The 22,347-nt window shown below is 66.1% G+C and carries 22 protein-coding genes and 1 tRNA gene; 13 read left to right on the forward strand and 10 right to left on the reverse strand.

Annotation, left to right across the window (positions count from 1 at the left end; translation table 11 throughout):
* The first annotated feature begins 62 nt into the window (after window positions 1–62).
* Entirely contained in the window at window positions 63–827 is a 765-nt protein-coding gene (locus FJV43_RS26135) for an SOS response-associated peptidase (protein WP_239621923.1), read from the forward strand.
* A 25-nt stretch (window positions 828–852) separates the two neighbouring features.
* Here FJV43_RS26135 and FJV43_RS26140 read toward each other — a convergent pair whose 3' ends face one another.
* The 6 genes from FJV43_RS26140 to FJV43_RS26165 all read right to left on the reverse strand — a co-directional run bounded on the left by FJV43_RS26140 (window position 853) and on the right by FJV43_RS26165 (window position 6,802).
* On the reverse strand, window positions 853–2,046 hold the full coding sequence (locus tag FJV43_RS26140) for a CoA transferase (protein WP_239621924.1): 1,194 nt from the start codon (window positions 2,044–2,046) through the stop codon (window positions 853–855).
* A gap of 36 nt (window positions 2,047–2,082) precedes the next feature.
* The gene (locus FJV43_RS26145) at window positions 2,083–3,012 is read right to left on the reverse strand and encodes a glycine reductase (protein WP_239621925.1); all 930 of its coding nucleotides are present in this window, start codon (window positions 3,010–3,012) and stop codon (window positions 2,083–2,085) included.
* A gap of 306 nt (window positions 3,013–3,318) precedes the next feature.
* Window positions 3,319–3,900, reverse strand: coding sequence for an NUDIX domain-containing protein (locus tag FJV43_RS26150; RefSeq protein ID WP_239621926.1), 582 nt, complete (start codon window positions 3,898–3,900; stop codon window positions 3,319–3,321).
* A gap of 9 nt (window positions 3,901–3,909) precedes the next feature.
* Window positions 3,910–4,359: a GNAT family acetyltransferase gene (locus FJV43_RS26155; RefSeq protein ID WP_239629606.1), complete on the reverse strand. Its 450-nt coding sequence runs from the start codon at window positions 4,357–4,359 to the stop codon at window positions 3,910–3,912.
* A gap of 2 nt (window positions 4,360–4,361) precedes the next feature.
* Window positions 4,362–5,789, reverse strand: coding sequence for an FAD-binding oxidoreductase (locus tag FJV43_RS26160; protein WP_239621927.1), 1,428 nt, complete (start codon window positions 5,787–5,789; stop codon window positions 4,362–4,364).
* A gap of 23 nt (window positions 5,790–5,812) precedes the next feature.
* Entirely contained in the window at window positions 5,813–6,802 is a 990-nt protein-coding gene (locus FJV43_RS26165) for an L-threonylcarbamoyladenylate synthase (RefSeq protein ID WP_239621928.1), read from the reverse strand.
* Between the two features lie 68 nt (window positions 6,803–6,870).
* On the opposite strand from FJV43_RS26165, the gene FJV43_RS26170 reads away from it, so the two are divergent.
* Together FJV43_RS26170 and FJV43_RS26175 are read left to right on the forward strand one after the other, a co-directional pair.
* Window positions 6,871–6,947, forward strand: a tRNA-Pro gene (locus tag FJV43_RS26170).
* 869 nt (window positions 6,948–7,816) lie between these two features.
* Window positions 7,817–8,281, forward strand: a complete 465-nt coding sequence (locus FJV43_RS26175) for a fasciclin domain-containing protein (RefSeq protein ID WP_345946204.1) — start codon at window positions 7,817–7,819, stop codon at window positions 8,279–8,281.
* A 96-nt stretch (window positions 8,282–8,377) separates the two neighbouring features.
* Here FJV43_RS26175 and FJV43_RS26180 read toward each other — a convergent pair whose 3' ends face one another.
* From FJV43_RS26180 to FJV43_RS26185, 3 genes are all read right to left on the reverse strand, one after another.
* Entirely contained in the window at window positions 8,378–8,704 is a 327-nt protein-coding gene (locus FJV43_RS26180; protein WP_239621930.1) for a hypothetical protein, read from the reverse strand.
* Window positions 8,701–8,826, reverse strand: a complete 126-nt coding sequence (locus FJV43_RS37190) for a hypothetical protein (RefSeq protein WP_256456317.1) — start codon at window positions 8,824–8,826, stop codon at window positions 8,701–8,703. Before FJV43_RS37190 ends, FJV43_RS26180 begins: the two co-directional genes overlap by 4 nt.
* Before the next feature lie 79 nt (window positions 8,827–8,905).
* Window positions 8,906–9,130 carry a hypothetical protein gene (locus FJV43_RS26185; protein WP_239621931.1) on the reverse strand — a complete coding sequence of 75 codons (225 nt, stop codon included), beginning with the start codon at window positions 9,128–9,130 and terminating at the stop codon, window positions 8,906–8,908.
* A gap of 264 nt (window positions 9,131–9,394) precedes the next feature.
* On the opposite strand from FJV43_RS26185, the gene FJV43_RS26190 reads away from it, so the two are divergent.
* The 5 genes from FJV43_RS26190 to FJV43_RS26210 all read left to right on the forward strand — a co-directional run bounded on the left by FJV43_RS26190 (window position 9,395) and on the right by FJV43_RS26210 (window position 14,442).
* The gene (locus FJV43_RS26190; RefSeq protein WP_239621932.1) at window positions 9,395–10,354 is read left to right on the forward strand and encodes an N-carbamoyl-D-amino-acid hydrolase; all 960 of its coding nucleotides are present in this window, start codon (window positions 9,395–9,397) and stop codon (window positions 10,352–10,354) included.
* Between the two features lie 1,298 nt (window positions 10,355–11,652).
* Entirely contained in the window at window positions 11,653–12,270 is a 618-nt protein-coding gene (locus FJV43_RS26195) for a TetR/AcrR family transcriptional regulator (protein ID WP_239621933.1), read from the forward strand.
* A 57-nt stretch (window positions 12,271–12,327) separates the two neighbouring features.
* Complete coding sequence (locus FJV43_RS26200) at window positions 12,328–13,521, forward strand: MFS transporter (protein WP_239621934.1); 1,194 nt, start codon at window positions 12,328–12,330, stop codon at window positions 13,519–13,521.
* Window positions 13,522–13,686: 165 nt separating this feature from the next.
* Window positions 13,687–14,106, forward strand: a complete 420-nt coding sequence (locus FJV43_RS26205) for a DUF4118 domain-containing protein (protein WP_239621935.1) — start codon at window positions 13,687–13,689, stop codon at window positions 14,104–14,106.
* Window positions 14,107–14,244: 138 nt separating this feature from the next.
* Window positions 14,245–14,442 (forward strand): hypothetical protein, encoded by a 198-nt coding sequence (locus FJV43_RS26210; RefSeq protein WP_239621936.1) that lies wholly within the window; start codon window positions 14,245–14,247, stop codon window positions 14,440–14,442.
* A 242-nt stretch (window positions 14,443–14,684) separates the two neighbouring features.
* Here the strand turns inward: FJV43_RS26210 and FJV43_RS26215 are convergent, their stop codons facing one another.
* Complete coding sequence (locus FJV43_RS26215) at window positions 14,685–15,662, reverse strand: LysR family transcriptional regulator (protein WP_239621937.1); 978 nt, start codon at window positions 15,660–15,662, stop codon at window positions 14,685–14,687.
* A gap of 120 nt (window positions 15,663–15,782) precedes the next feature.
* On the opposite strand from FJV43_RS26215, the gene FJV43_RS26220 reads away from it, so the two are divergent.
* From FJV43_RS26220 to FJV43_RS26240, 5 genes are read left to right on the forward strand one after another with little or no spacing between them, the layout of a single operon-like run.
* Window positions 15,783–16,820, forward strand: coding sequence for a class 1 fructose-bisphosphatase (locus FJV43_RS26220; protein WP_239621938.1), 1,038 nt, complete (start codon window positions 15,783–15,785; stop codon window positions 16,818–16,820).
* A gap of 12 nt (window positions 16,821–16,832) precedes the next feature.
* Window positions 16,833–17,708, forward strand: coding sequence for a phosphoribulokinase (locus FJV43_RS26225; protein ID WP_239621939.1), 876 nt, complete (start codon window positions 16,833–16,835; stop codon window positions 17,706–17,708).
* A gap of 16 nt (window positions 17,709–17,724) precedes the next feature.
* A complete protein-coding gene (gene tkt / locus FJV43_RS26230; RefSeq protein ID WP_239621940.1) occupies window positions 17,725–19,743 on the forward strand; it encodes a transketolase in 2,019 nt (672 codons plus the stop codon).
* Between the two features lie 12 nt (window positions 19,744–19,755).
* Window positions 19,756–20,841, forward strand: coding sequence for a class II fructose-bisphosphate aldolase (gene fba, locus FJV43_RS26235; RefSeq protein WP_239621941.1), 1,086 nt, complete (start codon window positions 19,756–19,758; stop codon window positions 20,839–20,841).
* 38 nt (window positions 20,842–20,879) lie between these two features.
* Window positions 20,880–22,340 (forward strand): form I ribulose bisphosphate carboxylase large subunit, encoded by a 1,461-nt coding sequence (locus FJV43_RS26240; RefSeq protein WP_239621942.1) that lies wholly within the window; start codon window positions 20,880–20,882, stop codon window positions 22,338–22,340.
* Window positions 22,341–22,347 lie beyond the last annotated feature (7 nt).

The raw sequence follows: 22,347 nt of genomic DNA on the forward strand, positions 1-22,347 counted from the left end.
TGCCGCAGTGTTAGCATTCGGGGTTAAAAGGACCTGAACGGACCTTATATAGACGCGCAGGCATGTGTGGACGCTTCGTCATAACTTCAGCCCCCGCGGCTTTGCGGCAATTGTTCGGCTATGTCGAGCAGCCGAATTTCCCGCCCCGGTACAATGTCGCCCCGACACAACCGATTCCGGTCGTGTTGGTCGAGAACGGCGCGCGCCATTTCCGGCTGATGCGCTGGGGTCTGCTGCCGGGCTGGGTCAAGGATCCCCGCGGATTCACGCTCCTGATCAACGCCCGCGCCGAGACGGTGCTGGAGAAGCCCGCCTTCAAGAAGGCGATTCGCCGCCGGCGCGGCCTGATTCCGGCCGATGGCTATTACGAGTGGAAGACGGAAGGCGGCCGCAAGCAGCCGTTCTTCATCCACCGCGCCGACGGCGAGCCGCTCGGCTTTGCCGCGGTGTTCGAAACCTGGGTCGGGCCGAACGGCGAGGAGCTCGACACGGTCGCGATCGTCACCGCGGCGGCGGGTGAGGACCTCGCCGCGCTGCATGACCGCGTTCCCGTCACCATCAGCCCGCGCGATTTCGAGCGCTGGCTCGACATCAAAGGCGACGAAGTCGACGCGATCCTGCCGCTGATGAAGGCTCCGCGCATCGGCGAATTCGCCTGGCACCCCGTTTCCACCCGCGTCAACCGCGTCGCCAATGACGACGAGCAACTGCTCTTGCCGATCAGCGTGGAGGAGATGGAAGCGGAGGCGGAGGCTGTGAAGCCCAGGAAGGCGGTGCGGAAGGTTGCTGCTGCCTCGTCAGATGACGGGCAGGGCTCGTTGTTCTAGCTGCGGCAGCGGAGTGTGTGACGGCCTACACGACCTCTCTTGCCCGCAACTCCGCGATCTCCCCCGCATCAAACCCCAGCTCGCCGAGCACCGCATCCGTATCCGCGCCCAGCTCCGGCGCCATCCGGTCCAGCCTGCCGCCGCCATGCGCGAGCTTGAACCCACTGCCGGCGAAACGAAGGCGGCCATAGGGCGTGTCGAGCTCCTGGATCGCTCCGCGCGCCTTCACTTGCGGATGGTCGATCACCTCCTCGACCTTCCAGATGCTGGCGCAGGGCGCACCGGCATCTTCCAGAATCGTCTCCCATTCGCGCGCCGGCCTTGCCGCGAGCGCCTCCTCGATGATGGCGCGGAGCGCGGGCTCGTTCTCGTTGCGCGAAAACCAGTCGGTGAAGCGCGGGTCGCTCAGCGTGTCCTCGCGGCCGAGCGCGCTCATCAGCGCGCGGTACTGCTTCTCGTTGTTGACGGCGAGCAGGATATGGCCGTCGCCGCATTTGAACAGGTTGGCCGTGGTCCTGCGGCTCACCGCCTGGTTGCCCGAAAGTGTCTGGCGATGGCCGGCGACCGACCAGTCCGCGACCTGGCCCGACAGAAATGCCAGCGTCGCCTCCAGCATCGAGACGTCGATGAGCTGGCCCTTGCCGGTGCGGTCGCGCTGGTAGAGCGCGCTCGAGACGCCGAATGCCGCCGTCGCGCCCGACAGCACATCGCATACGGCAAAGCCGGCGCGGGTCGGTCCCGTTTCGGGGTGGCCGGTGATGGCCATGATGCCCGACAGCGCCTGCATCTTGCCGTCATAGCCGGGCCGCAGGCGGTCCGGGCCGGTCTGGCCGAAGCCGGAGACCGCGCAATAGACCAGCCTGGGATTGATCGCGGACAGCGCCTCGTAGCCGATGCCGAGCTTGTCCATCACGCCCGGGCGAAAATTCTCCATGACGACGTCGACCTGGCTCGCGAGCTTCGTCACGATCGCGATCGCCTCCGGCTTCTGCAGATCGAGCGTCAGGCTGCGCTTGTTGCCGTTGACGGCCTGGAACGCCGGCGCCAGGCCGCGCTCGGCCCATTCACGGGAAAGCGGCGTGCGGCGCATGTCCTCGCCCTCGCGCCGCTCGACCTTGATGATTTCGGCCCCCAGCAGCGCGAGCTGGTAGCTCGCATAGGGGCCGGCCAGCACTTGCGTGAAGTCCAGGATCTTCACGCCCTCGAACGGTCGCGTCACGTCGCTCTCCCCTTTATTTGTTGTTGTCGGAGGACGTCAGGCGGCGCGGTTGCCGCGCGCGATCTCCTTCTGCTTGTCGAACTCGGCGCGGCGCCGCGCCAGCTCTTCAGGGGAGAGCTGCGCAACGTTGTTGTAGTCGAGCTTCCAGGCGGCGTCCTCGCTCCAGCGCAGCGGCGACTGCATGGTGGTCTGCGGACCGCTTGCGGTCTCCAGCAGCTTGAGCGCCAGCTCGAGCGTCTGCGCCTGCGAGGCGAGGTCATGCGGCTTGCCGGCGGAATTGCCGAGCGGGAAGTCGCTGAACAGAAAGCGCGGCACGGCCGCGTGCTCGATGATGTCCTTGGCGCAGCCCATGATCACGGTCGCAATGCCGTTCCGCTCCAGGTGCCGCGCCACCAGAGCGGTGGTCTGATGACAGACCGGGCAGTTCGGCACCAGCACGGCGACGTCGACCGCATCAGTGAGGCAGCGCGCCAGGATCTCCGGCGCGTCGGTATCGAGCGTGACGCGATGGCTGCGGTTGGTCGGCGCGCCGAAGAAGCGCGGAGCGACTTCGCCGATCCGTCCTGCGGCGCTGGCCTTCAAGAGCTGTGGCAGCGGAAACCAGGTGCCGCTGTCGGTGGCGCTGGTGTGCTTGCGGTCGTAGCCGATGTGCGAGATGCGAAGGTCGTGCTGTTTCGACGTGTCGCCGTCATAGACCTCGTAGAATTTCGCGCTGCCATTGTACGCCGCGCCAGGCCCCTGGTCGCCCTTGGCCGGATCGTATGGCGCAGCCGTCGTGATGATGGTGACGCGCGACTGCGCCAGCGGCTTCTTCAGCGGCTGGAACGGCGACGCGGTGTGATGCGCCCAGCGATACGGCGTGGTGTAGCCGATCGCCGCGTAATAGTCCCGCGTCCGCTGCATATAGGGGACGGGGGAGTCGCAGTCGGGCGCAAAGCCGAATTCGTCGTCGCGCGGAGCGGACATGGGCGCGTCTCCTGGTTCTTGGTTGGGACCAGACTAGAGATAGTTTCGGGGTTGCTCAACGGGGGGCGGGGCGACGCAGGACAGAATTGCAAATCAAGCTGGGGCCAGTGTTGCGCTTTCCCTCTCCCCTTGTGGGCCTTGTGGGAGAGGGTGGCTCGCCGCGTGAGCGGCGAGACGGGTGAGGGGTCTGGCTCTGCGAGTCCAACTCTCAGAGAGCTCGTGGACAGATACCCCTCATCCGGCGCTTCGCGCCACCTTCTCCCACAAGGGGAGAAGGGTCTGCACCGTACGCGCGGACAGATGCACCTACCTGAACAGATGCAGCGCCGCGTATTGCAGCAGCATGATCGCCTTGGCGTCGATGATGCGGCCGTCGGCGATCATCGCAAGTGCCTCGTCGATGCCGAGCTCCAGCACCTCGATGTCCTCGCCCTCGTGCTCGAGGCCGCCGCCGTCGCTGACCCGCATCGAAGGCTCGTACTCGGCGACGAAGAAATGCAGCTTCTCGGTGATGGCGCCGGGGCTCATGAAGGCCTCGAACACCTTGTGCACGTCGTGCAGGCGATAGCCGGTTTCCTCCTCGGCCTCGGCGCGGATGCGCGCCTCGGGCTCGGCGTTATCCAGCACGCCGGCGGCCGCCTCGATCAGGAGATCGTCGTAGCCGCGGATGAACGCCGGCAGGCGGAACTGGCGCACCAGGATCACCGTGCGCCGGGCGCGGTTGTAGGGCAGCACGGCGGCGGCGTTGTCGCGCTCATAGGTCTCGCGGTGCTGCGTCTGCCACTCGCCATTGGCGCGCCGGTATTCGAGGGTCGTGTTCTTCAGCGGCGTCCAGTTGTCCGAGAGCAGGCGAACGTCCTTGATGCGGACACGATCGGAAATGGTCATGGCTCGATCTCAGTTGCTTGGCGTGGTCGCGCGGCCGTCGAGCCACTTCTGGAACATCACGGAGGTGGATAGCTCGAAGCCCAGCGATCCGTAGAATGCATTGGCCTGCGCATTCTCGCGGCGGACCAGGAGCTGCAGTTTTGGAATTCCGGCAGCGCGCAGCCAGTCCTCCGCGGCCGCCATGATGACACGGCCATGGCCGCGCTTCCGGCAGTCGGGATCGACCGCGACGTAGTAGACCCAGCCGCGATGGCCGTCATGGCCGACCATCACGGTGGCGACGATCGCGCCGTTGTCGCGGCCGATCAGCACGGTGGAATTGTCGCGCCGCCGCGCCAGCGCGATGTCGGCCTGCGGATCGTTCCAGGGCCGCGTCAGGCCGCAGCGCTGCCACAGCGCGACGACCTTCTCGACATCGGCATCCGCGATCGCGCTGATCGCGAGCGCAGCAGGGGGCACGCTCACAGCACCTTCCCCGGATTCATGATGCCGAGCGGATCGAGCATCGCCTTGATGGAGCGCATCAGCTCGATCGCGGTCTTGTCCTTCACCTCCGGCAGCTCGTCGCGCTTGAGCACGCCGATGCCATGCTCGGCCGAGATCGAGCCGCCCATGCGCAGCACGATCTCGAACACCACGGCGTTCACATCGTGCCAGCGCGCCAGGAAATCCGCGGTGTTGGCGCCGATCGGCTGGCTGACATTGTAGTGCAGATTGCCGTCGCCGAGATGGCCGAACGGCACCGGCCGCGCGCCGGGGATCAGCTTCACCACCGCGGCATCGGCCTCGGCGATGAAGGCGGGCACGGCCGCGACGGGCACGGAGATGTCGTGCTTGATCGAGCCGCCCTCAGGCTTCTGCGCCGCGGACATCTCGTCGCGCAGCTTCCAGAACGCACCGCGCTGGGTGAGGTTGGCCGCGATCACCGCGTCGTCGACGATCTCCTCCTCCATGGCGCGGGCGAGAATCGTCTCCAGCGGCGTGCGGGCATCCTCGCCCGGCGAGGACAATTCCATCAGCACGTACCAGGGATGCTTCGCCTCAAGCGGATCGCGCACGTCGATGCCGTGCCGCACCGAGAAATCCACCGCCATCTCCGACAGCAGCTCGAAGCTCGTCAGCGCATTGGCGGCCTCGCCCTGCGCGATCGTCAGCAGCTTGAGCGCCGCCGCCGGCGATTTCAGCCCGACGAAGGCGGTTTCCACCGCCCGCGGCTTCGGGAACAGTTTCAGCGTCGCCGCCGTGATGATGCCGAGCGTGCCTTCGGCGCCGATGAAGAGGTTGTGCAGATTGTAGCCGGTGTTGTCCTTCTTCAGCTTCGACAGCAGGTTGAGCACGCGCCCGTCGGCGAGCACCACCTCGAGGCCCAGCGCCATCTCGCGCGCAACGCCATAGGCGAGCGCCGCGGTGCCGCCGGCATTGGTCGAGAGATTGCCGCCGATGGTGCAGCTTCCCTCGGCGCCGAGCGAGAGCGGAAACAGCCGGTCCACCTCCGCCGCCTTCGCTTGCGCGATCTGCAGCACCACGCCGGCCTCGCAGGTCATGGTGTTGGAGGCGGTGTCGACCTCGCGGATCTTGTCGAGCCGGCGCAGCGACACCACCACTTCGCCATTGTGCGGCGTCTGCCCGCCGACGAGCCCGGTGTTGCCGCCCTGCGGCACCAGCGCGATGTTGTGCGCGGAGGCGAGCTTGCAGATGTCCGAGACTTCCGCGGTCGAGCCCGGGCGCAGCACCAGCGGCGAGCGGCCGTGGAACAGGTTGCGCTCCTCGGTGACGTAAGGCTCGATGTCGGTCGCATCGGTGATGGCGTGGCGGTCGCCGACGATCTTGCGGAATTGGGCGATCAGCTCGGGCGCAAGCGGCGGGGTGGCGGATTGATCGACGTTCATTCTCGTGTCTCTTCTCAAGCTTCTTATCTGGCAACCGCAGCCCGGCGCAGCCGGTCATTGATGGCTTCGCCAAGTCCTTGTTCGGGGATCGCCATCACCGCGATCGCGCGTGGCGCCCGGGCATCGAGGCTACGAAGATAGCCGAACAGATTGGCGGCGGCTTCATCGAGATCGCCCGTGGGCGACAGATTCATGACGGCCGCAGCAGCATCGACGCCCGGCAGCCGCGCGGGGCCGAACGCCAGCAGCGCTTCGCCCGGCGCGACGTCGCGCGCATTGAGCCGCACATGGGCGCGCGGCGCGTAGTGCGAGGCCAGCATGCCCGGGGCCAGCGGCTGGCTGTCATCGCTTTCGGCCTGCATCGGCGGCCGCGCCAGCGGCGCGCCCAGCACCGCCTCGATCCGCTCGCGTGACAGTCCGCCGGGGCGGAGCAGCATCGGCATCTCGAAGCAGCCGACGATGGTCGATTCGACCCCGACCGTAACAGGCCCGCCGTCGACGATCAGGTCGATCCGCCCCGCGAGGTCGCTCTCGACATGGGCGGCCAGCGTCGGCGAGACGTGGCCGGAGATGTTGGCCGACGGCGCCACCACGGCGCCGCCGAACGCGCGCAGGATCGCCTGCGCCACCTTGTGGGCGGGGATGCGGATCGCGACGGTATCGAGACCCGCGGTGGCAAGATCCGCCACCGGGCAGCCTTCCGTCTTCGGCACCACCAGCGTCAGCGGCCCCGGCCAGAACGCCTCCGCGAGCTTCAGCGCGCGGGCGTCGAACCGCCCGATCCGCAGCGCGGCCGCGATATCGGCGACATGCGCGATCAGCGGATTGAACGCCGGCCGCCCCTTGGCGGCATAGAGATGGGCGATCGCCGTGGCATTGGCAGCGTCCGCCCCAAGTCCGTAGACCGTCTCGGTCGGAAACGCGACCAGCCCGCCGGCGGCCAAGGCCCTGGCGGCAGCTTCCGCGCCGGCCTCGCCGGCCGGTAAAATCAGCGTTTCAAGTCCCGTTTTCACTAGGGCAAAATTCCTCGGCTCGGCCGCTTGCAGTGCGTCAAACCCGACGCTATAAGCCGCCTTCTTGTCGGAGTGTGGCTCAGCCCGGTAGAGCACTGCGTTCGGGACGCAGGGGTCGCAGGTTCGAATCCTGCCACTCCGACCATTCTTCCAAAAGTCGACGTTTTCCAGAGGCTTGGCAGACCGGCCGCCAGCGCCTCGTGGGCGCCTTTTAGCAACGATCTTCGGGGCGGGTCCACGGCCGATTTGGCGGGGCAGGGGCGGCCTGTTGCGCGGGCATGGCTTGGCGCGTCAGACTTCTCCCGTACGAGCTGCCCCACGGAGTGGTCGCTGCTGGAACATGAGAACAGGCCGGTAGACGAGACGCCCGTTCGTCTGGGACGAAAAGCTGCAAGCAGAAGCGACCTCCGCGACTGACACTTCTTGCTTCACCAAGAGCTGGCACGTGTCTTCAAGGCGCCCGATGCTGAGCTGTTCGACGAGCAGTCTTCCCACGGACGTTTCTTGCTTCAAGTTCTCTGGATGCGGCCGTGCGCACGCCGCTCGACGATCGCGCTGCTGGCTCCTGAAATTGCGAGCGTCACTTCCAGATGCGTAGGAGAGACCGGGGCGATCTCGCCCGCGGGATGTGCTCGAACTTCGGCTGCCATGCCGTTCCTTCGGCACCAAGGCGCTGAGCTGAGTCCTTCATCCGCAGATGCTGAGTCCTTCATCCGCAGATCAAGAGTCAGAAGTTCGTGCGCCACGGTGAAGGGCGAGCGCGGCACTAGGACGCGGGGGCTGGATACAACGGGGTCGTCCGAGCGCCTTGCAACGTTTCGACGTGACCCAGCGGATATTTGATAAGGGCAGTGATCCAACCGTCGCGAGGCTTCGTTTCGTAGAGGCCGATCGCAACTGATCGCACGATGGATGCGCCATGTCGGGTGCAGCCATCGCGTCGACATGGATTGAATCATATTTTTGGAGAACCTGATGACGCCTGCAATTCGTTCGTTCGTGGCCGGAGCGGCCATGGTCGCTGCCCTGCTTGGTCCATCCGTGGCGCGCGCTGCCGACATCGTGGACACCGCTGTTTCCGCGGGGTCGTTCACCACGCTGGTGACGGCCGTGAAAGCCGCCGGTCTGGTGAAGACGCTCAAGAGCAAGGGCCCGTTCACGGTGTTCGCGCCCAACGATGCAGCCTTCGCCAAGCTGCCGCCCGGAACGGTCGAATCGCTGTTGAAGAACAAGGCAAAGCTCGCGGCGGTCCTGAAGTATCACGTCATTCCGGGCCGCGTGAAGGCTGCCGACGTCGCCGGCAAATCGCTGAAAGTGGCAACCGTCGGAGGCCAGTCCCTCAACGTCGACGGAAGCCTCGGTGTCCGCGTCAACGACGCGCACGTCATCCAGCCGGACATCGAGGCCTCGAACGGCGTCATCCACGTCATCGACACGGTGCTGCTGCCCCCGGCCCGTGCAAAGAACATGCACCACTGATAAGGCAACTAGTGAGTACCCGGCCGTTGCGACGGCCGGGTATTTTTCGGGATGGATCGGCTGCGCTGAGAGAGTTTCGCTGTCGCTCGAAGAGGACTACCTCCGCGCCACCAGCATCCCCACCAGAAACGCCACCATCAGCGACGGCAGCGGGGCCTCGCGCACCATGCCGCGAACGATGTCTTGCCAGTGCTGCTCGGGGACCGGTCTCGGCGATCGCACCTTGGGCGCCGGCTCGATGCCCCAGCTTGATGCGAGCTCGGCGATCTCGCTTTGCGCGAGGCGCACGCCGTCGCGGACGCGGAAGACCGCGGCTTCGTATCGTTCGCGCGGTGCGAGCAGCATCAGCGTCTCGACGGCCGTGCGCAACGTCATCTCGCCGTAGCCTTGCAGCCGCACCGACTCCTCGGGGTCCGATGTCATGCCAAATCCCTCGCAGCGCGAAATGCCGCGACGGTGAAGGCCGTCGCCGCGCACAGGACCTGCATGAATACCGTGCCAGCCACGGCGCGCGCGGGATCGGCTCGCGTCAGGTGCCTGGTCATGATCTTGCTCCATGCTCTGCATGGAAATGGCGGCGGCGGAACTTAGTTCCCTGCGCGCGATGCGAATCGCGGGCGTCCGCTACTTCCGCAACAGCTCGCTCAGGGCCGCCGTCGCCTCGGCGCAGCGGATGTCGTCGATCTCGCGCGACAGGCTGAGCGCGATCGCTCTCAGCTCTTCCAGCGTCCCGCTATCCGGCTGCTGGTTTTCGAGCTGGCCGAGACGCTTGTTCAGATCGTCCAGTCTCGATTGAAGCTGCCCGATGCTGGCCGCCCCATTCACTTTCCAAACGCGTTGTGCACGCATCGTCGTTCCCCTGATAGTCTCACGGCCTTGTGAGAGCGGTTCGTGGCCGGAATGGGAGTTTGTTTTGTCCGGCTTCAGATCGCGGGGAACCGTTGCAGATCGGCAACGAAATTCCCTGAGTTTCGGCGCGCACTCGCCTGGCGCCGCAAGATGATACCCGCAGGCACGGAATTTGATTGTGCCATCAGGATGATGGGCCGAAGCGGCCTATGCGTGCGGCGCAGGCTCAAGCCCGCCGCACCCGGAAAAACGAAGGAATGACGCGTGGCGAGATTTGTGACGATTGCAGCCGGCCAGCTCGGCCCGATCGCGAGGAGCGAGACCAGGACCGCGGTGATGGCGCGGCTGATGGCCTTGATGCGCCAGGCTCGGGCTTGCGGCTGCGATCTGATCGTCTACCCCGAGCTGGCGCTGACCACGTTCTTTCCACGCTGGTATTTTGAGGATCAGGCCGAGATCGACAGTTTCTTCGAGCGCGAGATGCCGGGCCCCGAAACGCAGGCGCTGTTCGATCTGGCGCGCGAGCTCGGGATCGGCTTTTGCCTCGGCTATGCCGAGCTGACGGTCGAGGCCGGAATTGTCAGGCGCTACAACACCTCCATTCTCGTCGACAAGAGCGGCGCGATCGTCCTGAAGTATCGCAAGGTCCATCTGCCGGGCCATGCCGAGCACGAGCCGTGGCGCGAGTTTCAGCATCTGGAGAAGCGCTACTTCGAGCCGGGCAGCGGCTTCGGCGTGACGGATGCCTTCGGCGGCGTGATGGGCATGGCGATCTGCAACGATCGCCGCTGGAGCGAGACCTATCGGGTCATGGGCCTGCAGGGCGTCGAGATGGTGCTGATCGGCTACAACACGCCGGTGCACAATCCGCCCGCGCCCGAGCATGACGATCTCTCGCTGTTCCACAATCATCTGGTGATGCAGGCCGGCGCCTATCAGAACGGCACCTTCGTGGTCGGCGTCGCCAAGGCCGGCATCGAGGAGGGCGTCGACCACATCGGCGGCAGCTGCATCATTGCGCCCTCCGGCGAGATCATGGCGGCCTGCACCACCAAGGGTGACGAGATCGCGCTGGCGCGCTGCGATCTCGATCTCTGCAACTCCTATAAGCGCACCACTTTCAATTTCGATGTCCACCGCCAGCCGCAGGCCTACGGGCTGATCGTGGAACGGAAGGGCGTGACGACGATGGCGGATGGGACGCCGGTGCCGCGGAAGGAATGACTCTCGTAGCCCACATGGAGCGAAGCGCAATCCGGGGCCGCTCGCCCGGCATCTCGCGATGCCCCGGATGATGCTGTCGCTGCATCCGGGCTACGCCATCTGCACCACCGTCACCCTGAGGCGCTCGCCTCTTCGGCGAGCCTCGAAGGGCGACGGCCCGACTGTGGCCGCTCATCCTTCGAGGCTCGACATGCGACGCATGGCGTCCCATGTCTCGCACCTCAGGATGACGGAGCGGCGGCTGTGTCGCTCTCTGTCAATCCCCCCTACGAAAATATTCCGCTTTACCGAAATTCGGAAATGGCGTATGTGTTGCCCATCCCGGCTCATCCAAGAGGGGCGATCTCGGTGTCGTCTTGATCGCGAGCCGGGCTTGCGGTGGACGCGGCAACGTCGGCACGAGATGGGGCGGGCAGGGCGGGTAGTCCCTGTGAGCTCGAGACCCGCGTGCGGACGAGCGGCGCTGTCAGGCTTCGTCTCGTCTTGCAAGTTTCCGGCTCCGTCGACAGGGCTGGAAAGACTGCGGCGAATGGCGGGCCGTGCGTACGGCAAAACCGTGTGGTCCTGGCCGTCGTTGCTACGGTCAAGCTTCCGCGAAGGTGCGAGCGAGCCCAACCGGGCAGACTGCATCATCCAATTCGCGGGGCGAGGGAGGCCAGAAGGAAAGTTCGGCTCCCGGGAGAGCACGGCATAAGCCGTCCGACCATCGCGCAGGGAAGGCCGAGTGATTGGCTACACCTGTATGCTGCTGTGCGGTTCTTCCTGCGTGTGCATTTCGCGCAGCGGACCGCGGGTGCCGGCCGGCACCCGGCCTTCCCTGTGCCCTCTTGGCTTCATGAGGGTGGCGAGACCAGCAAAGCTCGGGCGAAAAGCGCCGCGAGAATGCGAAGGCGCGTCGGCAAGCGAGATGTAGTGGAAGAGCGTGCTGTTGCGTCGTACTCCGTCATTGCGAGCGGAACGAAGCAATCCAGAATCTCTCCTCGGAGAGACTCTGGATTGCTTCGTCGCAAGGGCTCCTCGCAATGACGCGGAGGAGAGAGCGTGCGCCATACTCCACTCTCGTGCCCCGGACGCAGCGCAGCGTCCCTTCGACGGTGCGCTGCAGAGCCGGGGCCCATATCGTTGTTGTCGTACCGTGTGGCTCTGGGTCCTGGCGCTGCGCCGCAACGCTGTCGCGTTGCAGCTTGTCCGGGACACGAGTGAGAGCCGCTTCGTCAGAACCTTCGAATCCTCCCCCCCTCGACCCGCTCACAACCACGTGTCTTTATTCGGGAACAATCATTCCCTATTATGCCGCGATGCAAAAGACTGCCCGCCGATCTCAGTCTGCCCGTCGTCCCGGTCGTCCCCGGGAGTTCGACATGGATACCGCGCTCGACCGCGCCGTGCGCGTGTTTCGCGAGCGGGGCTACCATGCCACCTCGATCGGCGACCTCACCGCGGCGATGCGGCTCGCCACCGGAAGCGTGTACAAGGCGTTTCGCGACAAGCATGCGGTGTTCCTCGCCGCCTTCGAGCGCTACACGGCGCTGCGCCAGGAGCAGACCCGCAGCGCGGCGGCGCGGGGCGCAAACGGCCGTGAGCAGATCCGCAACGTGCTGCTGTCCTATGTCGAGCACTCCCACGGAATCGAGGGACGGCGCGGCTGCCTCGTGGTCGGCAGCGCCGTCGAACTGTCCGCGCACGACGCGATGGTCGCGGCCCGCGTCAGCACGCAGCTTGCGACCAACGAAGATTTCATCGCCGGCCTCATCCGCGCGGGGCAGGCCGACGGCTCGATCCCTCGCCATGTCGCAGCCGACGACACCGCACGGCTGATGCTCTGCATCACGCAGGGGATGCGCGTCGTCGGCAAGGCGCGCCTGCCGCTCGACGGGGAGCGCCTTGTCGGCGTCGCCATGAAGCTGCTCGCCTGAATTTTTTGTCATAATAGGGAATGGTCATTCCCTATATATTATCTGGAGTCTATGCGAATGACGATGAATGCCACGATCGAGACCGCGCCCGGGCCGGATGCGGTGTCGCAGCGCCTGACCTTCGTGCTCGCCGCGGCCTGTGGCATGGTCGCCGCCAACATCTACTATGCGCAGCCGCTGATCGCCCCGATCAGCGCCGCGCTCGGCCTGTCGCATGCCGCGGCGGGACTGATCGTCACCATGACGCAGATCGGCTACGGCACCGGGCTGCTGCTGATCGTGCCGCTCGGCGATCTCGTCGAGAACCGCGCCCTGATCTGCTCGGTGATCACGCTTGGTGCGGCCGCGCTGCTCGCCGCCGCGTTCGCCACCCATGCGCTGCCGTTCCTGATCGCCGCGCTGTTCATCGGCCTCGGCTCGGTGGCCGTGCAGATCATCATTCCCTATGCGGCGCACCTGGCGCCAGCAGCCATCCGCGGCCGCGTCGTCGGCAACGTCTCGACCGGCCTGATGCTCGGCATCATGCTGGCGCGTCCGGTGTCGAGCTTCGTCACCGCGGCCCTGTCGTGGCACGCGGTGTTCTTCTGCTCCGCAGCGCTGATGATCGTGCTCGCGGTCGCGCTCTGGATGACGCTGCCGAAGCGCAAGCCGGTGACGCGGATGCACTACGGCGAATTGCTGCTGTCGATGCCGCATCTGGTGCGGGCCACGCCGCTGCTGCGGCGCCGCGCGCTCTATCAGGCGAGCCTGTTCGGCGCCTTCACCCTGTTCTGGACGGTGGCGCCGCTCCAGCTCGCCGGCGAGTTCGGCTTCTCCCAGCGCGGCATCGCGCTGTTTGCGCTGGCCGGCGTCGCCGGCGTGTTCGCCGCACCGATCGCCGGACGCCTCGCCGATCACGGCCATAGCCGCATCGCGACGCTGGTCGCGATGCTGCTCGCGGCCGGCGGCTTCCTCGTGACCTATGTCGGCGCGCCCGGCTCGATGCTGAACCTTTCCTGTCTGGTGGTGGCCGCGATCGCCATCGATATCGGTGTCCAGGGCAACGTCGTGCTCGGCTTCCGCGCCATCTTCGCGCTCGGGCACGAGCACCGCAGCCGCCTCAACGGCCTCTACATGGCGACGTTCTTCGCAGCCGGCGCGGCCGGCTCCGCGGTCGGAGCCTTCGCCTTCGCGCAAGGCGGCTGGGCACTCGCATCGGCCATTGGCCTTGCCCTGCCCGTCGCCGGCCTGCTTTATGCGGCCACCGAGTAGTTGCGGGGCGCGCTCGGACGATGCGCGCGTTAACCAGCCTCGGACAAGAATCCGTCCGGCGCCTGATGAAGCTTGCGGCGCTCCAATTTCCATCTCGCGGCCTGCCGGCGGTTGGAGTATTTTTGCCACAAACGCACCAAGTTAATGGGCGGCAGGGAGAGGCGGATGAGGCGTGCGGGGCTGTTTGGCGTACCGCGGGTACGGCCATGGTCGTGGCAGGCGTTTCTGCTCGGGCTAGCCGTCGTCGCCATGTCGGCCGTGCTTCAGGGCATCTGCGTCGCGCTCGGCGCGAAGCTCTATTTCGCTGCGTTCCTGCCCAGCCTGTTCGTGCTGGCGCTGGTGGCGGGCGCACCGGCGGCGGCATTCGCCGCGCTGCTTACGATTCCGCTGGTGTGGTGGGCGTTCATACCGCCCTTCTTCCAGTTCACCACGCTGACCAGCGCGAACGCCGATTCCATCAACCTGTTCTGCCTCCTGGCCGTGCTGCTGATCGGCCTTGCCGATCTCTGCCGCGAGACGATGACGATCGTCAGCCGCAGCGGGCTGAAGCCTTCGGGCGAGAGCGCGGCAACGAATCCGCAATAAATCGGCCGGGCAGGACCGTGCGCGTTGCGGACGTGCAACAGTCCGGCAACCATCCGCGAACTTGCCGCGCGCCGCTAACTTTTCGAAAAAGATTTGGCCGCAGTTTCTCCCGCGGGAATGACGAGGGAGTTTTCGGACATGAACGGTCACGCCATCTTGGAGAACGTGCGCCGCTATCGCGGCATCGCATCGCTCTATCGCCAGACCGCCGCATTCCGCCCGGGCCAGAGCTGGTCGCTGCTGGAGCAGGCGAGGGATTGGGAAGCGCGGGCGCTGTCGGAGCTGGAGGCCTATTTCGCGGCGCGCACGGACTGCACCGCCCCGCTCGCGGCCTGATCGCCAGTCATCGGCGCGGCCGGCAACCGGCTCGCCGAAGGTGCGATCACCCACGGGACAATTACGGAGTTGTCTCCGCATCCTTGTGTGCTAGCAACGGGCCGATCGAGATCTCCTTCACGTCGGCCCGGGCAAGCGATGACCACCTTCAACCGCATCTTCACGACCGAGCGTCTGCTCCAGATCATCGTGGTGCTGGCGGCGACCGTCGCCATGAAGCTGATGAGCTGAGCGCCGGCCGGCTATCGCCCGCCGAGTTCGGGCACGTCGGGCAGATAATTCGATCCTTCCGAGCCCAGAAAATCGAACATCGCCTGCGCGGGCGGCAGCAGCACCTTGTCGCTGCGGCGGATCACGTACCATTGCCGGACGATCGGCAGGCCGGCGACGTCGAGCACGACGAGCCGGCCCTCGGCGAGCTCATGCGCCACGGTGTGGGCCGAGATGAAGGCGATGCCGAGCCCGGCGATGACCGCCTGCTTGATGGTCTCGTTGCTGCTCATCTCCATGCCGATGACCGGCTCGAGATCCGACTTCTGGAACAGGCCCTCCATCAGCGTCCGCGTCCCCGAGCCGGGCTCACGGGTGAGGAAGGTCTCGTGCACGAGGTCGGTGAGGTTGAGGCCGGAATCCTTCTCCAACCAGTGGCCCTTGCGCGCGACGATGATGTGCGGATTGCGCCCGAGCTGGCGGACGTCGACGGTGACGTCGGCCGGTGGCCGACCCATCACCGCGAAGTCGAGGTCGTAGCCGTGCATGGCCTCGCGGATCTCCTCGCGATTGCCGATGGTCAGCTTGATCTCGATCTTGGGGTAGCGCTTGGAGAACGCCGCGATCGCATGCGGCACGAAGTATTTCGCGGTCGAGACCGCACCGAGCTTCACCGTGCCGCCGGTCCGCCCCGCGAGCAGGTCGAGCGCGCCCTGGCAATCCGTGATGGCGGCCTCGACCCGCTCGGCCAGCGCCAGCACCTCCTTGCCCGCTTCCGTCAGCAGCATGCCGTCGCCGGTCCGCTGCACCAGCGGCAGGCCGGCCAGGTCCTGAAGCTGCCGGAGCTGCTGGGTCACCGCCGGCTGGGTCAGCCCGAGATGGCTGGATGCCGCCGTCACGCTGCCCTTGGCCGAGAGCGCCGCGAGCGAGCGCAGCTGCCGGATCGTCAGATGCCGGAGCTGGGCCGCCGCATGGCCGGGGCCATTATAAGAAAATTCTTTGAGGCTCATTATGAATAGAAATTTTCCTTATTAAGCCGCCCCTGTCAATCTCCTGATGCCGGGACTGATCGCACCGACCTCCAGCGGGGAGGAAACTGGATGCGGCGCCGACAGAGGGGATGGACGCAGATGACCGGGCAACTCAGGCTGGACGACCACCTTCAACGGTATTCAGAGACCGCACCCCACGCGCTGGCGGTGGCGGGCGCGGTGGATGCCATCGCGGCAGCGGCGATCGAGATCGCCGATCTCATCGCATCCGGCGATCTCGCCGACGCCTCGGGCCTGACCACGGGCCGCAACAGCGATGGCGATCTCCAGCGCGATCTCGACGTCCAGGCCGATGCGATCCTGCGCCGCTGCCTCAGCCGGCTGCCGATCGCGGCGCTGGCGTCGGAGGAGATGCGCGAGGCCCAGATCGTCGACCGTCAGGGGCGCATCTGCATCGCGATCGATCCCCTCGACGGCTCCTCCAACATCGACATCAACATGACCGTCGGCACGATCTTCTCGATCCTGCCGGCGCCCGATGATCTCTCGCTCGCCTTCCATCAGCGCGGCTCGGCGCAGCTCGCTGCCGGCTTCGTCACTTACGGTCCGCAGACCTCGCTGGTGCTGACGCTCGGCGACGGCGTCGACATCTTCATGCTCGACCGCAAATCCGGCTGTTTCCGCCTCGCGCGCAGCGTGGTGCAGATCCCGGAGGCCTGCGAGGAGTTCGCGATCAACGCATCGAATCGCCGGCACTGGGATCCGCCGGTGCGCGCCTTCGTCGACGAGTGCCTCGCCGGCGTCGACGGGCCGGCCAACCACGATTTCAACATGCGCTGGATCGGCTCGCTGGTCGCGGAAGCCTATCGCATTCTCACCCGCGGCGGCGTGTTCCTGTATCCTTCCGATGCGCGCCCCGGCTATGGCGACGGCCGCCTGCGCCTCACCTACGAGGCGCATCCGATGGCCATGATCATCGAGCAGGCCGGCGGCTCTGCCTCGACCGGGCGCGAGCGCATCCTCGAACTGTCTGCGCAGAGCCTGCACCAGCGCGTCCCGCTGATCATGGGCTCGAGCAACGAGGTCCGGCGGGTCGAGGAGCTGCATTGCGATCCGCTGCTGGTTGCCAGCGTCTCCGCGCCGCTGTTCGCGCGCCGCGGCTTCTTCCGGCTCTGAGCGAGGCGCGCCATGTCCAGGAAGCATCCGATCATCTCCATCACCGGCTCCTCCGGCGCCGGCACCACCTCGGTCAAGAAGACCTTCGAGCAGATCTTCTTCCGCGAGAAGGTCAACGCCGCCTATATCGAGGGCGACGCCTTCCATCGCTACGACCGCGCCGAGATGCGCGCGCAGATGGCCAAGGAGGCCGAGCGCGGCAACAAGCACTTCAGCCATTTCAGCCCCGAGACCAATTTGTTCGAGGAGCTGGAGCGTGCGTTCCGCGATTACGGCGAGACCGGCACGGCGGTGACGCGGCACTACGTCCACGACGCCGAGGAATCCGCGCTGCACGGCGCTGCGCCCGGCACCTTCACCGACTGGAAGGGGCTGCCGGAGAATTCAGACCTGCTGTTCTACGAGGGCCTGCACGGCGCCGTAGTCACGGACAAGGTGAATGTCGCGCGCTATGCGGATCTGAAGATCGGCGTCGTGCCCGTCATCAATCTCGAATGGATCCAGAAGCTGCACCGCGACCGCAGCGCGCGGGGCTATTCCACCGAGGCCGTCACCGACACCATCCTGCGGCGGATGCCGGACTACATCCACTACATCTGCCCGCAATTCACCGAGACCGACATCAACTTCCAGCGCGTGCCGACGGTGGACACCTCCAACCCGTTCGTCGCGCGCTGGATTCCGACGCCGGACGAATCGATGGTCGTGATCCGCTTCAAGAACCCGCGCGGCATCGACTTCCCCTATCTGCTCTCGATGCTGCCGCAAAGCTGGATGTCCCGCGCGAACTCGATCGTGTGTCCGGGCGCGAAGCTCGACCTCGCGATGCAGCTGATCCTGACGCCGCTGATCATGCAGCTGATCGAGCGCAAGCGAAACCTGAAGTGAACGAGGAGAGAATCCGATGAACATCTCCGTCCACGCCGAAGCCGACCTCACGGCGGTCACGCACCACGATCTCGCCAACGCTGTCCGCTTCCTCGCGGTGGACGCCATCGAGACCTCGCAGTCCGGCCATCCCGGGCTGCCCATGGGCATGGCCGATGTCGCGACCGTGCTGTTCTCGCGCTTTCTGAAATTCGACTCGGCGCATCCGAACTGGCCCGACCGCGACCGCTTCGTGCTCTCGGCGGGCCACGGTTCGATGCTGCTTTACGCGCTGCTGCATCTGACCGGCGGCGACGTCAGCCTCGACGACATCAAGGCCTTCAGGCAATGGGGCTCGAAGACGCCGGGTCATCCCGAATATGGCCATACGCCTGGTGTCGAGACCACGACGGGGCCGCTGGGGCAGGGCATCGCGACCGCTGTCGGCATGGCGCTCGCCGAGCGGATGGCCAATGCACGGCATGGCGACGGCCTTGTCGACCACTTCACCTACGTCGTCGCGGGCGACGGCTGCCTGATGGAAGGCATCAGCCAGGAGGCGATCTCGCTTGCCGGCCATCTCGGGCTCGGCCGACTGATCGTCCTGTTCGACGACAACGGCATCTCCATCGACGGCCCGACCTCGCTGGCCACGTCCGACGATCAGCTCGCGCGTTTCGCCGCCTCCGGCTGGTCGGTGCGCAGCATCGACGGGCACGATCCCGAAGCGATTGCGCAGGCCATCGCCGAGGAGCGGGAGACCGCAAAGCCGTCGCTGATCGCCTGCCGCACCATCATCGGCTATGGCGCGCCGGAACGGCAGGGCACCGAGAAGGCGCATGGCGCGCCGCTCGGCACCGACCAGACGGCAGCGGCGCGGCGGACGCTTGGCTGGGACTATCAGCCCTTCGTCGTGCCGATCCCGATTCAGAAGGCCTGGCGGATGATCGGGCAGCGCGGACAGGTCGACCGTCTCGCCTGGCTCGATCGCTATGAAAGCGCAACGCCCGAGCAGCGCGATCTGTTCGTCGAGGGCAAGGCCGTGGCTCTGCCCGCCGTCTATGCGCTGGCTGCGGCGAAATTGCGTGAACGCTTCGCATCCGAGCGTCCGAAGCTCGCGACACGGCAGGCCTCGCAACAGGTGCTCGACGGTATCGCCGGGACCATCCCCGGTCTGGTCGGCGGCTCCGCGGACCTCACTCATTCGAACCTGACGCATGCCAAGGCGCAGGCTCCGGTCAAGCGCGGTGCGTTCACCGGCGACTACATCCACTACGGCATTCGCGAGCACGGCATGGCGGCTGCGATGAACGGTCTCGCATTGCATGGCGGCTTCATCCCGTATGGCGGCACGTTCCTCGCGTTTTCCGACTACAGCCGGCCGGCGATCCGGCTTGCGACCCTGATGCGGCTGCGCGTGATCCATGTGATGACGCACGACTCCATCGGACTAGGAGAGGATGGCCCGACGCACCAGCCGGTCGAGCATCTCGCGGCGTTGCGCGTCATTCCCAACCTGCTCGTGTTCCGGCCGGCTGATGCCGTGGAAACGCTGGAGGCCTGGGACTGTGCGCTTACGGCGGAGCATCGCCCGTCCGTGCTGTGCCTGTCGCGGCAGGCCTTGCCGACCTTCCGCAGCGATGCTCGCGGCAAGAACCGCGTCGCGCGCGGTGCCTACCTCGTTGTCTCCCCGGACGGCGGCCGCGACGTGACATTGATGGCAACCGGCTCGGAAGTCTCGATCGCCTTGGAAGCCGCCCGCCTGCTCGCGACCGAGCACATCCGAGCGGCCGTCGTCTCCGCACCCTGCTTCGCGCTGTTCGAGGAGGAGCCGGAAGACTACCGCGCCTCCGTGCTCGGCACCGCGCCGCGCGTCGGCATCGAGGCGGCGGTGCTGGGCGACTGGCCACGCTGGATCGGTGCCGACGGCGAGTTCGTCGGCATGCGCGGCTTCGGTGCCTCGGCGCCCGCGCCGGTGCTGTACCGCGAGTTCGGCATCACGCCGCAAAGCATTGCAGAAGCCGCCCGCCGGGCGATCGCCCGCAAGAGTCGATAAGGAGGATCAATCGTGGCTCGTATCACCCTTCGCCAACTGCTCGATCACGCGGCCAGCCACGGCTACGCGGTGCCGGCATTCAACATCAACAATATGGAGCAGGGCATCGCGATCATGCAGGCGGCGGCCGAGGTCGACGCGCCGGTGATCATCCAGGCCTCGCGCGGCGCGCGCAGCTATGCCGGCGATCTTATGCTCTCGCACATGATCGACGCACTGGAGCGGACCTATCCGGACATCCCGCTCTGCATGCACCAGGACCACGGCAATGACGAGGCGACCTGCGCCTCGGCCATCGCCCACGGCTTCACATCGGTGATGATGGACGGCTCGCTCAAGGCCGACGCAAAGACGGCGGCCGACTATGACTACAATGTCGCGATCACCCGGCGCGTCGTCGATCTCGCCCATTGGGTCGGCGCTTCCGTCGAAGGCGAGCTCGGCGTGCTCGGCTCGCTGGAGCACGGCGGCGGCGAGCAGGAAGACGGCCACGGTGTCGAGGGCAAGGTCAGCCACGATCAGCTCTTGACGGATCCCGACCAGGCCGTCGATTTCGTCCGCGCAACGAAGGTCGACGCCCTGGCGATCGCGATGGGCACTTCCCACGGCGCCTACAAGTTCAGCCGCAAGCCCGATGGTGACATCCTGGCGATGCGCGTGGTCGAGGAGATCCATCGTCGGCTGCCGAACACCCATCTGGTCATGCACGGCTCTTCCTCGGTGCCGCAGTCGCTCCAGGACATGTTCAACCAGTTCGGCGGCGAGATGCCGCAGACCTGGGGCGTGCCGGTGGACGAGATCGTCCGCGGCATCAAAAGCGGCGTGCGCAAGGTCAATATCGACACCGACTGTCGGCTGGCTATGACTGCGGTGTTTCGCAAGGTGGCGGCGCAAAGCCGCAGTGAGTTCGACCCGCGCAAGTTCCTCAAACCGGCGATGGATGCGATGCGCGAGCTTTGCCGCGAGCGCTTCGAGCAGTTCGGCACCGCGGGCCATGCGAGCAGGATCAAGGCGGTCCCGATGAGCGAGATGGCGCGGCGCTACCGCGCCGGCGAGCTCGATCCGCGCGTCGACGCCCGCGAGTCCGTGGCGGCCTAGTCAATCGGAAAGAGCAGAGAAAAGAGCAGGAGAGAGACATGAACGCACATGCAGGCACGGTCCGCGGCAAAGAGCGCTATCGCTCCGGCGTGATGGAATACAAGCGCATGGGCTATTGGGAGCCCGACTACACGCCAAAGGACACGGATGTCATCGCGCTGTTTCGCGTCACGCCCCAGGAGGGCGTCGATCCGATCGAGGCCTCTGCTGCGGTGGCCGGCGAATCCTCGACCGCCACCTGGACCGTGGTGTGGACCGATCGCCTCACCGCTGCGGAGAAATATCGCGCCAAGTGCTATCGCGTCGATCCGGTCCCGGGCTCGCCCGGCTCGTATTTCGCCTATATCGCCTATGACCTCGACCTGTTCGAGCCGGGTTCGATCGCGAACCTCTCGGCCTCGATCATCGGCAATGTGTTCGGCTTCAAGCCGCTGAAGGCGCTGCGCCTGGAGGACATGCGCTTCCCCGTCGCCTATGTGAAGACGTTCCAGGGGCCGGCGACCGGCATCGTGGTCGAGCGCGAGCGGCTCGACAAGTTCGGCCGGCCGCTGCTGGGCGCAACGGTGAAGCCCAAGCTCGGTCTATCCGGGCGCAATTACGGCCGCGTGGTCTATGAGGCGCTGAAGGGCGGGCTCGATTTCACCAAGGACGACGAGAACATCAACTCGCAGCCCTTCATGCATTGGCGCGATCGTTTCCTCTATTGCATGGAAGCCGTGAACCGCGCGCAGGCCGCCTCCGGCGAAGTGAAGGGCACGTACCTGAACATCACCGCGGGCACGATGGAGGACATGTACGAGCGCGCTGAGTTCGCCAAGGAGCTCGGCTCCTGCATCGTCATGATCGACCTCGTGATCGGTTACACCGCGATCCAGTCGATGGCCAAATGGGCGCGGCGCAACGACATGATCCTGCATCTGCACCGCGCCGGGCATTCGACCTATACGCGGCAGAAGAGCCATGGCGTGTCGTTCCGTGTCATCGCCAAGTGGATGCGGCTTGCCGGCGTCGACCACATCCATGCCGGCACGGTGGTCGGCAAGCTCGAAGGCGACCCCAATACCACGCGCGGCTATTACGACGTCTGCCGCGAGGACTTCAATCCGGCCAAGCTCGAGCACGGCCTGTTCTTCGACCAGTCCTGGGCGAGCCTCAACAAAATGATGCCGGTTGCTTCCGGCGGCATCCATGCCGGCCAGATGCATCAGCTGCTCGATCTCCTGGGCGAAGACGTGGTGCTGCAATTCGGCGGCGGCACCATCGGCCATCCCATGGGCATTGCCGCCGGCGCGATCGCCAACCGCGTGGCGCTGGAAGCCATGATCCTCGCTCGCAACGAGGGCCGCGACTACGTCCACGAGGGCCCGGAGATCCTGGCCAGGGCGGCCGAGACCTGCACGCCGCTGAAGGCGGCGCTCGAAGTCTGGAAGGACGTTACCTTCAATTATGAATCCACCGACACGCCGGACTTCGTGCCGACCGCGCTCGAAACCGTTTGAGGAGATT

This window comes from Bradyrhizobium sp. I71 (assembly GCF_022354745.1).
In the GTDB taxonomy this organism is placed as follows: Bacteria; Pseudomonadota; Alphaproteobacteria; order Rhizobiales; family Xanthobacteraceae; genus Bradyrhizobium; species Bradyrhizobium liaoningense.